The 14,509-nt window shown below is 34.6% G+C and carries 9 protein-coding genes; 8 read left to right on the plus strand and 1 reads right to left on the minus strand.

Annotated features, from left to right (window positions below):
* The first annotated feature begins 32 nt into the window (after window positions 1-32).
* Window positions 33-2,930 (plus strand): translation initiation factor IF-2, encoded by a 2,898-nt coding sequence (infB, locus tag LNP27_RS05850; protein ID WP_229943669.1) that lies wholly within the window; start codon window positions 33-35, stop codon window positions 2,928-2,930.
* 1,349 nt (window positions 2,931-4,279) lie between these two features.
* Here infB and LNP27_RS05855 read toward each other — a convergent pair.
* Window positions 4,280-4,669, minus strand: a complete 390-nt coding sequence (locus LNP27_RS05855) for an SPOR domain-containing protein (RefSeq protein ID WP_229943670.1) — start codon at window positions 4,667-4,669, stop codon at window positions 4,280-4,282.
* Between the two features lie 215 nt (window positions 4,670-4,884).
* Here LNP27_RS05855 and LNP27_RS05860 point away from each other — a divergent pair, with 215 nt between their 5' ends.
* From LNP27_RS05860 to LNP27_RS05890, 7 genes are read left to right on the plus strand one after another with little or no spacing between them, the layout of a single operon-like run.
* A complete protein-coding gene (locus LNP27_RS05860) occupies window positions 4,885-6,216 on the plus strand; it encodes a c-type cytochrome (RefSeq protein WP_229943671.1) in 1,332 nt (443 codons plus the stop codon).
* A gap of 29 nt (window positions 6,217-6,245) precedes the next feature.
* On the plus strand, window positions 6,246-9,302 hold the full coding sequence (locus LNP27_RS05865; protein ID WP_229943672.1) for a TAT-variant-translocated molybdopterin oxidoreductase: 3,057 nt from the start codon (window positions 6,246-6,248) through the stop codon (window positions 9,300-9,302).
* A 37-nt stretch (window positions 9,303-9,339) separates the two neighbouring features.
* Entirely contained in the window at window positions 9,340-10,743 is a 1,404-nt protein-coding gene (gene nrfD / locus LNP27_RS05870) for an NrfD/PsrC family molybdoenzyme membrane anchor subunit (RefSeq protein ID WP_229943673.1), read from the plus strand.
* Window positions 10,736-11,260, plus strand: a complete 525-nt coding sequence (locus LNP27_RS05875; RefSeq protein WP_229943674.1) for a DUF3341 domain-containing protein — start codon at window positions 10,736-10,738, stop codon at window positions 11,258-11,260. The genes nrfD and LNP27_RS05875 overlap by 8 nt, the downstream gene beginning before the upstream one ends.
* Before the next feature lie 7 nt (window positions 11,261-11,267).
* Window positions 11,268-11,813 carry a c-type cytochrome gene (locus LNP27_RS05880; RefSeq protein WP_229943675.1) on the plus strand — a complete coding sequence of 182 codons (546 nt, stop codon included), beginning with the start codon at window positions 11,268-11,270 and terminating at the stop codon, window positions 11,811-11,813.
* A 27-nt stretch (window positions 11,814-11,840) separates the two neighbouring features.
* A complete protein-coding gene (locus LNP27_RS05885; protein WP_229943676.1) occupies window positions 11,841-13,304 on the plus strand; it encodes a cation-translocating P-type ATPase in 1,464 nt (487 codons plus the stop codon).
* 19 nt (window positions 13,305-13,323) lie between these two features.
* Complete coding sequence (locus LNP27_RS05890) at window positions 13,324-14,484, plus strand: cytochrome c oxidase subunit II (protein WP_229943677.1); 1,161 nt, start codon at window positions 13,324-13,326, stop codon at window positions 14,482-14,484.
* Window positions 14,485-14,509 lie beyond the last annotated feature (25 nt).

A 14,509-nucleotide genomic window follows, 5' to 3' on the forward strand; every position in this document is an offset into this window, starting at 1 on the left:
AATAACAAAAAAGATAATAATAAAAAGGTTTTATGTCTGAAGAGAGAATTATTAGAATAAACAAAGTTTTAAGGGAATTGAATATTTCTTTGGAAAGAGCTGTGGATTATCTAAAAGATAAGGGGATTGCTGTTGAGTCAAATCCAAACACAAAAATTTCTGATGAAGTATACAAAGTCTTGTGCGGTGAGTTTGCAGGCGACAAAGGGAATAAAGAAGCTTCTAAAGAAGTAGGGGAAGAAAAAAGAAAAGAGAAAGAGGCTTTGCGTTTAGAACGTGAGAAAGAAATTGAGGACAAACGTAGAGCTGAAGAAGATCGCCTTAAACAACAGGAAGTTATAAAAGCGAAAGCAGTTATATCAGGTCCAGTTCAAGTGGGTAAAATTGACCTTAATCCTAAGAAAGCGACTATTATTTCGCCGGTTAAAGCGGTAGAAAAAGTGGAAATTCCAGTAGCTAAAGTTGCTGAAGTAAAACCAACTGTTACTGAAGTACCTGCTGAAAAACCTGCGCAAGAACAACCTTTAGAAGAAAAAGTTGTTTCAGATAAAAAAGTAGAAAAACCTATTGTAGGTATTAAAGAAGTGAAAGCGGAAACAGTATCGGAAGTTCCTGCTGAACCAAAAGTAGCTGCAAAAACTGAAGTAGTTAAAACGGATGAAGCGCCAGTTGATGAAACAATCACTACGCAATATCAAAAGTTGTCAGGGACTACTTTAACAGGTCAAATAATTGATTTATCTCAATTTAATAAACCAAAGAAGAAAAAAGAAGAGCCTAAGATTACTCCAAATAAACCGGGAGCTCCAGGATCTGCTGCTGCAAATGCAAATAAGAATAAACGCAAAAGGATTGCTCCTAAGCCAGGTGCTCCTAGACCACCTGCAACACCAGGAGTTCCTGGTGCGCCAAATCCTAACAAGATTACTCCTAATGTAGGAGGCGGTGGATTCAATGCGAATAGAAGTGCAAGACCAGGATTTGTTAAAGGAAATAGGCCTGCAATTGTTGCCAAAGTTGAGCCAACAGAAGAAGAAGTTAAAAATCAAATTAGAGAGACTTTAGAGAAGCTACAAGGTAAAGGTGGAAAATCTAAAGCTGCTAAATATAGAAGAGATAAAAGAGATACGCACCGTCAGAAATCTGATGATGAGCAAAGAGCTATCGATGAAGGAAGTAAAACTATTAAGGTTACTGAATTCGTAACAGTAGGTGAAATTGCAATCATGATGGATGTTCCAATTACTAAAGTTATTGGAACGTGTATGTCACTTGGAATCATGGTTACCATGAACCAGCGTCTTGATGCAGAAACTTTAACTATTGTAGCTGATGAATTTGGTTATGAAGTTGAGTTTATTACTGTAGATATTGAAGAAGCGATACAAGTTGTAGAAGACAAAGAAGAAGATCTAGTTTTTAGAGCGCCTATTGTAACAGTTATGGGGCACGTCGATCATGGTAAAACATCTTTACTGGATTATATCCGTAAGGAAAACGTAATTGCAGGTGAGTCTGGAGGAATTACACAGCATATTGGTGCGTACGGAGTAACATTAGATAACGGACAAAAAATAGCATTCTTAGATACTCCTGGTCACGAAGCGTTTACAGCCATGCGTGCACGTGGAGCTCAAGTTACAGATATTGCTATTATTGTAATTGCTGCTGATGATGATATCATGCCGCAAACAAAAGAAGCAATTAGCCACGCGCAAGCAGCTAATGTTCCTATTATTTTCGCTATCAACAAAATTGATAAGCCTAACTCTAATGTAGAGAAAATAAAAGAGAAATTAGCAGGTATGAATTTACTTGTTGAAGATTGGGGTGGTAAAATTCAATCACATGATATTTCTGCGAAAGTAGGAACAGGTGTTAAAGAATTATTAGAAAAAGTATTATTAGAAGCAGAGCTTTTAGATTTGAAATCAAATCCAAACAAAGCAGCTTCTGGTACCGTAGTTGAAGCTTTTCTTGATAAAGGGAAAGGATATGTTTCTACGATTTTAGTACAAAACGGAACTTTGAAAGTAGGAGATTATATGTTGGCTGGTAAGCATCATGGTAAAATTAAAGCTATGCATGACGAAAGAGGAAATATTGTAACTGTTGCAGGTCCTTCAACTCCGGTTTCAGTTTTAGGTCTTGATGGAGCGGCTACCGCTGGTGATAAGTTCAATGTGTTTGAAGAAGAAAAAGAAGCAAAACAAATTGCATCTAAACGTTCTCAATTAATGCGTGAGCAATCAGTACGTACACAACGTCATATTACGTTAGATGAAATTGGACGTAGAATTGCATTAGGTCAATTTAAAGAATTGAACATTATCCTTAAAGGAGATGTTGATGGATCAGTTGAAGCATTATCTGATTCATTCTCTAAATTATCTACTGAAGAAATCCAAATCAACATTATACACAAAGGTGTTGGTGCAATTACAGAAACTGACGTAATGTTAGCTTCCGCTTCTGATGCAATTATTATTGGATTTAATGTTCGTCCTGCTGGAAATGCAAGACAATTAGCTGATAAAGAAGAAATCGATATCCGTTATTACTCTATTATTTATGCTGCTATTGATGACTTGAAAGATGCAATGGAAGGAATGTTAGCTCCTGAAATGAAAGAAGAAGTTCTGGGTACAGCTGAGATTAGAGAGATATTCAAAATTTCTAAAGTGGGTTCAATTGCGGGTTGTATGGTTATGGATGGCAAAATTGTCAAAAATGCTAAAATGCGTATTATCAGAGAAGGAGTTGTTGTCTTTACAGGTGAGTTGTTAGCGTTAAAACGTTTCAAGGATGATGTAAAAGATGTAGCTAAAGGATATGATTGTGGTATCCAAATAAAAGGATATAATGATATTGAAGAGAGAGATATTATTGAGTCGTATCATGAAGTTGCTATTAAAAAGAAATTGAAATAGTATTTTACATATATAAAGTTAAAAATCCCGATTCGTCGGGATTTTTTGTGTTTTAAAATAAAGCTTATTTCAATTTGTTGAGAGTGTAAATTTATGACTCGAAAAAAAAAGTCTAAAATAAAAGTGTTGTTTTTTGATTACTAATTGTACAAAGTACGCCGCTGGAATACGGAAATTATTAAGCAGAATGACCATCATTTTTTTTGTTAATTGTGGGGATTTCCACTTTCTATATACTCAACAAAATAACAATTGCAAATGGTGTTTGTCTATGTACTAAAATAAAAATATTAAGTGATTCCATACGGGTGCAAAGTGGAGCAAACACTTTTATTTTATGTCTCTGTTTTTGTTACTATTTGTTCAGAAGAAATAGTAATGAAATTATCAAGCATTCTTAGTACTTAACTTCCAATACAAAGACTTCAAAATATTAAATTATTTGCTTGACTTGTTCATTATAGGGACGGTTTTTCCTCTTATTTAGATTGTAATTTTAGTAAGAGAAAGCCAAATATTTTTTTAAAATAGATTTTGTTTTTATTTAGCCGACATGCTATTCTATTTGAAACATATAAAGCTATTGATTTCTCACATAAACTACTCCCAGCGTGCGAAGTTAGTACCTATAGCGTTGTGTTACTTGCAAGAGTAGGATGAATATTAAATAGTATTTCTTAAAGTAATGAGAAGATAGTAGAAGCTTTTGTAACGAATTTTGTAAAAGGGAACAGTTGCCTTTTCGACCGAATTTGAGTTTAAAATACAGTGGTTCTTTTCTAATACTTCGCTATTTAACATAGAGTAATTAAATATGGAAGAACTCTTAGGTAAAATTTTATACCTTTTGGAGCTTAGCAGAAACGAAAGTCGGCTGTAGTAGAATCGAGGTAAAGAGTGGTAAATTATTTGAATGCAATGGATTTAATTCAATATAGGATCTGCATGATGCAACTATAAATTTTAGTGGTTGGGTAAGCGACGAAATTTTACATTTTTCCCTTGGATAAAAGTCATCTTAAAATTCGTATTGATAGACTTAAAGAAGATCTAACCGGGAAATTGCCTTCAAAGTCTTTGACGAATGAAGTGATAAAATGGCCGGTATTAGTACTTTTGTTGTAACTAAAAATATTTTTTTAACAACTTGATCAAGGAGGTTTGTAAAAGGAATGTTGTCTTCTATTTTATAAAAATTCGCAATTGTATAGTATCATTGATAGCCCAGCCAGTGACAAGTTGCATTTTGGTATTATGTTACCTAATATTCATTAAGCTTTCTGCTGAAAAAACTATTTGACAAGAAAAAACCACTTTTTACAGTGGTTTTCTCTGCTTAAATAAGTAATCTAATTCTTTGGTTTTATCAAATGAACGTTGCTGTATCTTTTTCTAAATTCAATTAAATTTCGTTCTGCCTCTATACGCGATTTATAATTTCCAACCCATACTTTGTAATTAGGTGTGAAAAAAAAGATTGTTCCGTCAGTATCTTTAAATTCTTGTCTAAATTCATTTAAGATGGTTTTTGCCTTTTCACTTTCGCCACTGTAAATTTGAATTTGATATCTGTCATTTATACTATTCGAAATATTACTTTTTCTCTTCTCATTTAGTAATTGTTCGAATTTAGAGTCTTGTTTTACAGTTATATTTGATGTTTGTGCATTGGCAAATAAACAAGGAATGCAAACAGTTAAGGTGATAAAGAAAGCTTTCTTAGTGGCTAAAATTCTCATAATGTGATTGTTTTTGTGTAAAAATAATATTTTAACATTGATGCCGAACGGTAAAAGTTATTTAGAATTGATATAAATTGAAATTAAGACTATTTTAAGGTTTTGAGAATAGTTCTTAAGTCGTATTTTTGTCGAAGTTTTAAAATAAAGGACTAGTTTTTATAAATCAATTAGAAAAAACTGTGCCAATTTTTATTAGATAATCATTATATAATATGAAAAAGGTGGGTAACCATAATTCGATCGCAAGGAAATTATTTTTAGGCTTGGCCTTATCGCTAATTTTTTCTTTAACTTCATTCGCTCAAGATGCTGCTCCTGCAGCTACTGATGATGCTGCGGCGCCTGCTGCAACTAGTGGTGGAGATGCTTTAAAAGGTAAAGAATTGTTTAATGCAAATTGTGCTGCATGTCACAAAATGGATGCTAAAGCTACTGGTCCTGCGCTAAGAGGTGTGGCTGACAAGTATGATACTCCGTGGCTTTACAAATGGATTAGAAACAGTTCTGAATTAATTAAATCTGGAGACGCTCAGGCGGTTAAAGTATTTAATGAAAACAATAAGGCAGTAATGTCTGCTTTTCCACAATTATCAGATACTGATATTGATGATATATTAGCTTATACATCAGAGCCTAAAGCTGAAGCTGCTGCTCCTGCTCCAGGTGTTGAAGCTGTTCCTGGAACTGCTCCTTCAGATAGTGGTGTGTCGAACAATATTATTTTAGGTGCATTAGCACTTGTTATGATTGTTTTGGTTGTGATGCTATTTTTGGTAAACAAAGTTTTATCTAAAGTTGCTAAAGTTAATGGAATTGAAGTTGCGCCGAAAACGCCAACAACTCCTATATGGAAAGCTTTTGCTAAAAATCAATTTTTAGTTTTAGTTACTGCAATCTTTTTGCTTCTTGCTAGTGCTTATTTTGTATATGGTTTCTTAATGCAAATTGGTGTAGATAAAGATTATGCGCCTATTCAGCCAATTCACTTTTCACACAGAATTCACGCTGGTGATAACGAGGTGAACTGTAAATATTGTCACTCTGCTGCTAGAGTAAGTAAAAATGCAGGGATTCCTTCGCTGAATGTTTGTATGAACTGTCATAAAAACATAGGAGAGGTTGCTGAAACTACTGCAACTCCAGAGTACAGCAAAGCATTCTACGATGAGCAAATCCAAAAATTATATACTGCTGTAGGTTGGGATTCAGAAACTCAAACTTACACTGGTAAAACGGAGCCTGTAAAGTGGGTTCGTATTCATAATTTACCTGATTTTGTTTATTTTAATCACTCTCAACACGTAACTGTTGCTGGAATCGAATGTCAAACTTGTCACGGTCCAGTTCAAGAGTATGAAATTCAAAAACAATTTGCTCCATTGACTATGGGTTGGTGTATTGATTGTCATAGAAAGACAGAAGTGAAGATGGAAGGGAATGAATATTACACTAAAATTCACGCTGAGCTTTCTAAAAAATACGGAGTTGAGAAATTGACTGCTGCTCAAATGGGAGGTTTAGAATGTGGTAAATGCCATTATTAATCAAATTATTAAGATTTTAATATTTAAATATGTCATCAAACAAAAAATACTGGAAAAGTGTTGAGGAACTAGACCAAAATAGTTCTATTGTTGAGGCGCTTAAAAATAACGAATTTGTTGAAGAGATTCCTACTGATGAGTTTTTAGGAAATAGCGATGCATTGTCATCATCTTCAACATCACGTCGTGATTTTTTAAAGTACGTTGGTTTTAGTACTGCAGCGGCAACGCTTGCGGCTTGCGAGGGTCCTGTAAACAAATCAATACCTTACGTTCTTCAGCCAGAGCAAATTATTCCTGGAGTTGCTGATTATTATGCAACTTCCGTTTTTGACGGATTTGATTTTGCTAACTTATTAGTAAAAACTCGCGAAGGTCGTCCTATTAAAATAGATAATAATACTATTGCTGGGGCTAAGTTTAGTGCTAATGCAAGAATTCATGCGTCTATATTGTCGTTATATGATAGTATGCGTTTGAAGGAGCCTAAAATTGGAGGAAAAGCTGCTAACTGGTCTACTGTTGATGCTCAAATTAAATCTAGTATAGCTGATGCTGCTGCAAAAGGTGGGCAAGTTGTACTTTTGACAAATACTTTAGCTAGCCCGTCAACTGAGAAGCTTATTGCTGACTTTTTATCTAAAACGGCAAACGCTAAGCATGTTGTTTACGATGCAGTTTCTGAATCTGAGGCATTAGATGCTTTTGAAGCAGTTTATGGAGAAAGAGGTTTAGTTGACTATGACTTTTCTAAAGCATCATTAATTGTTTCTGTTGGAGCTGATTTTCTTGGCGATTGGCAAGGTGGTGGTTATGATTCCGGATATGTTAAAGGTAGAATTCCTAAAGCTGGAATGATGTCTCGTCATTTTCAATTAGAGTCTAATATGACTTTGTCTGGTGCTGCAGCTGATAAGCGTGTTGCAATGTCAACTGCTAATCAAAAACAAGCATTAGTTCATATATATAATGTCGTAACTGGTTCTTCTGTAGGTGTGAGCTTAGATGCTGCCTATAAAGCAGAAGTAACTAAAGCTGCACAACAATTGAAAGCTGCTGGATCTAAAGGTTTATTAGTATCTGGTATTCAAGATAAAAACGCACAATTGTTAGTTTTAGGTATTAACCAAATGTTAGCAAGTGAGGCTTTCACTACGTCAGGAGTTAGACAAATTAGAAAAGGATCTAACGCAAATGTTGCTCAATTAATTGCAGATATGAAAGCGGGTAGCGTTCATACTTTGATTATGAGTGGTGTTAATCCTGTTTATACTTTGGCAGACACTAATTCTTTTGTAGAGGGACTTAAAAAAGTTAAAACTTCTGTTTCTTTTTCTTTAAAGGAAGATGAAACGGCTTTAGTTAGTACTATTGCTGCTGCTGTTCCTCATTATTTGGAATCGTGGAATGATTTAAGTATTACTAAAGGTACTTATAGTATTACACAGCCTACAATACGCCCGCTTTTTATTACAAAACAGTTTCAAGATGTTTTAATGTCTTTGACAGGTCAAGCGGGTACTTTTTATGATTATATCAAATTAAATGCTTCGTCTATAATTACTGGTTCTACTTGGAATAAAGTATTACATGACGGATTATATGTTGGTGCTTCTTCAACTCTTTCTGGTGGTTCAGCTGATTTTAGTGGTGCTGCTAATGCGCTAGCACAGTCAAAAGGGGTACAAGGATTAGAATTAGTATTGTATACTAAAACCGGTATGGGTGATGGGCAGCAAGCTAACAATCCTTGGTTGCAAGAATTCCCAGATCCTATCACTAGAGTTTCTTGGGATAACTACGTAACTGTTTCTAATGCTGATGCTAAGAAATATGAACTTCATAATGAAATCGTTGCTAATGGTGGTTTGAACGGAAGTTATGCCACAATTACTACAGCAGATGGTTTGAAATTAGAAAATGTTCCGGTAATCGTTCAGCCAGGACAAGCAGTAGGAACTGTTGGTTTAGCTGTAGGTTACGGTCGTAAAGCTGCGCTTAAAGAAGAAATGATGGTAGGTGTAAATGCTTACTCTCTATATAAAGGTTTCAATAATGTACAGTCTATAACTTTGGCTAAAGCTGGAGGAGAACATGAGTTTGCTTCTGTTCAAGGACAAAAAACATTAATGGGAAGAGGTGATATTATTAAAGAAACATCTTTAGAGATTTTTAATACTAAAGACGCTAAGGAATGGAATCCACAACCAATGGTTTCATTGGATCATAAACAAGTTGAAGCTACAACTGTAGATTTATGGGGTTCATTCGATCGTTCTACTGGTCACCATTTCAATTTATCTATTGACTTAAATGCTTGTACTGGATGTGGTGCTTGTGTAATAGCTTGTCACGCTGAAAATAACGTTCCGGTTGTTGGTAAGTCAGAAGTAAGAAGAAGTCGTGATATGCACTGGTTGCGTATTGACAGATATTATTCTTCTGAGAGCACTTTTGCAGGAGATAATGAAAGAAAAGAAAATATAGCAGGTTTGTCAAGTTCATTGTCTACTTTTAATGAAATGGAAGAGGCTCATGATAATCCTCAAGTTTCTTTCCAGCCTGTAATGTGTCAGCACTGTAACCATGCGCCTTGTGAAACTGTTTGTCCTGTAGCGGCTACATCTCACGGTCGTCAAGGTCAAAACCAAATGGCTTATAATAGATGTGTTGGTACTCGTTATTGCGCTAATAACTGTCCTTATAAAGTACGTCGTTTTAACTGGTTCTTGTATAACAAAAACAGTGAATTCGATTATAATATGAATGATGATCTAGGACGTATGGTTTTAAATCCAGATGTTAATGTTCGTTCTCGCGGAGTTATGGAAAAATGTTCTATGTGTATCCAAATGACACAAGCAACAATTTTGAAAGCTAAAAGAGAAGGAAGGGTCATTGTTGATGGTGAATTCCAAACTGCATGTTCAAATGCTTGTTCTAATGGAGCAATGAAATTTGGCGACGTAAATGATTCTGAAGCTGAAATTACTAAATTAGCAGCTGACGATAGAATGTATCATTTATTAGAGCATGTTGGAACAAAACCAAATGTGATTTATCACGTTAAAGTTAGAAATACCTAGTACAAAATAAATTAATTAAGAATCAATATAAAGGATTATGTCGTCTCACTACGAAGCAACCATTAGAAAACCCTTAGTTATAGGTGATAAAACGTATCACGATGTAACTGTAGATGTAGCTGCACCTGTTGAAGGGAAAGCAAACAAACAATGGTGGATTGTATTTTCAATCGCATTAATAGCCTTCCTTTGGGGATTAGGCTGTATTATATACACCGTCTCTACGGGTATTGGTACATGGGGACTGAATAAAACTGTTGGATGGGCTTGGGATATTACCAATTTCGTTTGGTGGGTTGGTATCGGTCACGCAGGAACGTTAATTTCTGCAGTATTATTACTTTTCCGTCAACGTTGGAGAATGGCGATTAACCGTTCTGCAGAAGCAATGACAATTTTCTCAGTTATTCAAGCAGGTTTGTTCCCTATTATACACATGGGTCGTCCATGGTTAGCGTATTGGGTATTACCAATTCCGAATCAATTTGGTTCGTTATGGGTAAACTTTAACTCACCTTTACTTTGGGATGTATTTGCGATTTCTACATACCTTTCAGTATCATTAGTTTTCTGGTGGACTGGTTTGTTACCTGATTTTGCAATGTTACGTGATAGAGCTATAACTCCGTTTAACAAAAGAGTATATTCGATATTAAGTTTTGGTTGGAGCGGTAGAGCAAAAGACTGGCAACGTTTTGAAGAAGTATCTTTAGTGCTTGCAGGTTTAGCTACTCCACTTGTACTTTCGGTTCATACTATTGTATCGATGGACTTTGCTACTTCAGTAATTCCAGGTTGGCATACTACTATTTTCCCTCCTTACTTTGTTGCTGGAGCAGTTTTCTCAGGATTTGCGATGGTTAATACCTTGCTTATTATTATGAGAAAAGTTTCTAATCTTGAAGCTTACATCACGGTTCAACATATTGAATTGATGAATATTGTAATCATGATTACCGGATCTATAGTAGGTGTTGCGTATATCACTGAATTATTTGTTGCATGGTATTCAGGAGTAGAGTATGAACAATATGCTTTCCTTAATAGAGCAACAGGACCTTACTGGTGGGCTTATTGGTCAATGATGACTTGTAATGTTTTTTCTCCTCAGTTCATGTGGTTTAAGAAATTAAGAACAAGTATTATGTTTTCATTTATAATTTCGATAGTTGTAAACATCGGAATGTGGTTTGAGAGATTTGTAATTATCGTAACTTCGTTACATAGAGATTATTTACCATCTTCATGGACAATGTTCTCACCGACATTTGTTGATATTGGAACTTTCATAGGAACAATAGGTTTCTTCTTTGTACTGTTTTTATTATATGCTAGAACTTTCCCTGTGATTGCTCAAGCGGAGGTTAAAACGATTTTAAAGGGAACAGGAGATAATTATAAAAGAGAAAGAGAAGCAAATAAAGATTCACACCATGAGTAATAAAGTAATTTACGCATTTTATAATGACGATGATATTTTGATGGATGCGGTAAAAAAAACCAGAGCAGCTCATCACCATATTGAGGAAGTTTTTTGCCCATTCCCAGTGCACGGTTTGGACAAGGCAATGGGGCTTGCGCCAACTAGATTAGCTATTTGTTCATTCATTTATGGATGTATTGGTTTATCATTTGCAGTTTGGATGATGAATTATATCATGATACAAGATTGGCCACAAGATATTGGTGGAAAGCCAAGTTTTAGCTATATTGAGAACATGCCTTCTTTTGTTCCAATTATGTTTGAGCTTACAGTATTTTTTGCTGCTCACTTAATGGTTATTACTTTTTATATGAGAAGTAGATTATGGCCATTCAAAGAAGCTGAAAATCCTGATGTTAGAACTACAGATGACCATTTCTTAATGGAAGTTGCAATAAAGGGTAATGAGGAGGAGATGGTATCTTTCTTTCAAAACACGGGAGCTGTAGAAGTTAAAGTAATAGATAAGCATTAAATTAGATATGAAAAGCGTATATAAAATAACACTTTTATTTGGTATAACTATTTTAGTTTCATCTTGCCATAATACATCGGCACCAAACTATCAATATTTTCCAAATATGTACGAATCTGTGGGTTATGAAACTTACTCTGAGTCGGATGCATTTAAAGATGGTAAAGAAGGTCAGCTTCCAGCTGAAGGATCAATAAATAGAGGTTTTGAGCCTTTTGAATACGAAAATTCTACTGCAGGTTATGAGTTAGCTAAAGCTAATCTTAAATCTCCTCTTGATTCTTTAACTACAAACCCAGAGAAAGGTAAAGAGTTATACGAGATTTATTGTATGACTTGTCACGGGTCTTCTGGTAATGGTAAAGGTAAATTGGTAGAGAAAGAGAAGTTCTTAGGGGTTCCTAGCTATGCTGATAGAGTTATAACTGCGGGTAGTATTTATCACGTTATAACTTACGGATTAAACTCAATGGGTTCGCATGCGAATCAATTGAATCCACAAGAACGTTGGTTAGTTGCTGACTATGTTCTAAAACTAAAAAGCGAATTATAATTGTTGAACAAACTGATCGTAATAGATATGTATACATTTTCAAGTAAATTAAAAACATTCTCTTTTATCTTAATGGCCTTAGGTTTATTAGGAATTGGATATGGTTTTTATACTGCACCAAAGGATATTCAAGAAGTTGAAAAAATTCTTGCCGCGCAAAGTCATGGTGGACATGGTGAGGCAGCACATGAAGCTTCGATGCCTACTGAAGCTTCTCACGAAGCTACCGCCGTTGATACCGATGTGATTAAAGGAGATGCTGCTGTAGCAGTTTTAACTACCGAAGACACTACTAAAGTCACAGAAGAAGTACAAATAGAGCCAATTAGTGCACAACCGATTGTAAAAAAAGAAAGTCATGTAGTTAGTGAAGAGGAAGCTCACGCTGAACATTTGAATCATGTTTTACATCAGTTGCAAAATAAGCCGTGGTCGGCATTTTATGTAGCATGTATCTTCTTTATGTTAATTTCTCTTGGTGTATTAGCGTTTTATGCTATTCAGTACGTATCTCAAGCAGGATGGTCTCCTGTTTTGTTTAGAGTTATGCAAGGTATTACTGCTTATTTACCTGTTGGATCTGTAATATTTTTTATTTTCTTAGTGCTATCAGGTCTTCATCTTAATCACTTATTTGTTTGGTTAGATCCTGAAGTGGTTGCCACTGATAAATTAATTGCAAATAAATCAGGTTATTTAAATTTTCCTTTTTGGATTATTAGAGCTGCTATATTTCTGATTGGTTGGAATCTTTACAATTATTACACTAGAAAAAATTGTTTAGCGCAAGATGAATCTAATGATAATAGTAATTATAAAAAGAACTTTAATATTTCGGCAATATTTCTTGTATTCTTTATTGTAACTGAATCTATAATGTCTTGGGATTGGATTATGTCTATTGACCCACACTGGTTTAGTACATTATTCGGGTGGTATGTTTTCTCAAGTTTCTTTGTTAGTGCTATAACTACAATTGCTTTAGTTACATTATACTTGAAATCTAAAGGAGTATTAGAATTTGTAAATACGAGTCACATACATGATTTAGCTAAATTTATGTTTGGTTTTAGTGTTTTCTGGACGTACTTATGGTTCTCACAATTCGTGTTAATATGGTATGCTAACATTCCTGAAGAAGTAACTTATTTTATTACTAGAATTGAAGTGTATAACCTTCCTTTCTTTGCTGCGGTAGTAATGAACTTTGTATTTCCTTTATTAATTTTAATTAATACTGATTTCAAAAGAATTACGTGGGTTTTAGTTATGGCAGGAATAGTTATATTGATGGGACACTATCTTGATTTCTTCCTTATGATTATGCCAGGAACAGTTGGTGATCAGTGGTTCATTGGTGTTTCAGAGATTGCATCAGTTCTTTTCTTCCTTGGATTGTTTATTTATGTTGTTTTTACAGCATTAACAAAAGCTCCTTTGTTACCGAAAAGAAATCCTTTCATTGACGAAAGTAAACATTTCCATTATTAATATTTAAAGAAGATAACAGATGACAAGTTTGTTGGTAATTATAGTTTTAGTTTTATTAGCTGTTGCTCTATGGCAATTGACTAAAATATTCGACCTAACGCAAGTTGGATCCAATGTAGATAAATCAGAAGTTGCGACTGATGATGATAATAATGTACAAGGTTATATCATGTTCGCCTTTATCGCATTTCTATATATCTTTACGATATATGGTTTATTTAAGTGGGGCCCATTAGTGCTTCATACTCCAGCATCTGAACATGGTGCAGAAGTTGATAATCTGATGAATATTACTTGGATTCTTATTTTTATAGTACAAGCTATTACTCAAGTGTTATTGCATTATTTTGCTTTCAAATACAGAGGTAAAAAAGATCAGAAAGCATTGTATTTTGCTGATAACAATAAGTTAGAAGCAGTGTGGAGCGTAATTCCAGCAGTGGTTTTAGCAGGTTTAATTTTATATGGTTTATATGCTTGGACAAACATTATGTTTGTTGATGAAGACGAAGATACAATTGTTATTGAGTTGTATGCACAGCAATTTAACTGGAAAGCAAGATATGCAGGTGAAGATAATGTATTAGGTAAAGCTAACGTAAGATTGATTGAAGGAGTTAATAGTCTTGGTGTTGATATGGCTGACCCGTACTCTCAAGATGACATCGTTGTAACTGAATTACACATTCCTAAAGGAAAAAAAGTTCATTTTAAAATGAGATCTCAAGATGTTTTACACTCAGCTTACTTTCCTCATTTTAGAGCTCAAATGAACGTAGTGCCCGGAATGGTAACTGAATTTGCTTTTACTCCGGTTTATACTACTGCAGAATACAGAGAGTTACCTTATATGATTGAAAAAGTAGCTCACATTAACGATCTAAGAGTTAAGAAGAGTGCGGAGTTAGTGGCAAAAGGTGAGACAGCTTTAGATCCGTATACTTTTGATTACCTTTTACTTTGTAACAAAATATGTGGTGCATCTCACTACAACATGCAAATGAAAGTTATTGTCGATACTCCTGAGGATTATAAAAAATGGATCAGTGAACAAGCGCTTTTAGTTACTCAAGTTAAAGAAGCTAGCGCTGCTGCTTCAGCTCCAGTTGATGGTGACGTGAAGGTCGATTCTACTAAAGGTGGTGATACCACGGCTGTTGTTAAAATGGCGATGAAATAATATAAATAAGAAAATTTAAAGTAAA

The organism is Flavobacterium galactosidilyticum (assembly GCF_020911945.1).
In the GTDB taxonomy this organism is placed as follows: Bacteria; Bacteroidota; Bacteroidia; order Flavobacteriales; family Flavobacteriaceae; genus Flavobacterium; species Flavobacterium galactosidilyticum.

What these genes read in the sequence shown, in the direction of transcription:
- infB (WP_229943669.1), top strand. Translation starts at nt 33, where the DNA reads ATGTCTGAAGAGAGAATTATTAGAATAAACAAAGTTTTAAGGGAATTG.
- LNP27_RS05855 (WP_229943670.1), bottom strand. Translation starts at nt 4,669, where the DNA reads ATGAGAATTTTAGCCACTAAGAAAGCTTTCTTTATCACCTTAACTGTT.
- LNP27_RS05860 (WP_229943671.1), top strand. Translation starts at nt 4,885, where the DNA reads ATGAAAAAGGTGGGTAACCATAATTCGATCGCAAGGAAATTATTTTTA.
- LNP27_RS05865 (WP_229943672.1), top strand. Translation starts at nt 6,246, where the DNA reads ATGTCATCAAACAAAAAATACTGGAAAAGTGTTGAGGAACTAGACCAA.
- nrfD (WP_229943673.1), top strand. Translation starts at nt 9,340, where the DNA reads ATGTCGTCTCACTACGAAGCAACCATTAGAAAACCCTTAGTTATAGGT.
- LNP27_RS05875 (WP_229943674.1), top strand. Translation starts at nt 10,736, where the DNA reads ATGAGTAATAAAGTAATTTACGCATTTTATAATGACGATGATATTTTG.
- LNP27_RS05880 (WP_229943675.1), top strand. Translation starts at nt 11,268, where the DNA reads ATGAAAAGCGTATATAAAATAACACTTTTATTTGGTATAACTATTTTA.
- LNP27_RS05885 (WP_229943676.1), top strand. Translation starts at nt 11,841, where the DNA reads ATGTATACATTTTCAAGTAAATTAAAAACATTCTCTTTTATCTTAATG.
- LNP27_RS05890 (WP_229943677.1), top strand. Translation starts at nt 13,324, where the DNA reads ATGACAAGTTTGTTGGTAATTATAGTTTTAGTTTTATTAGCTGTTGCT.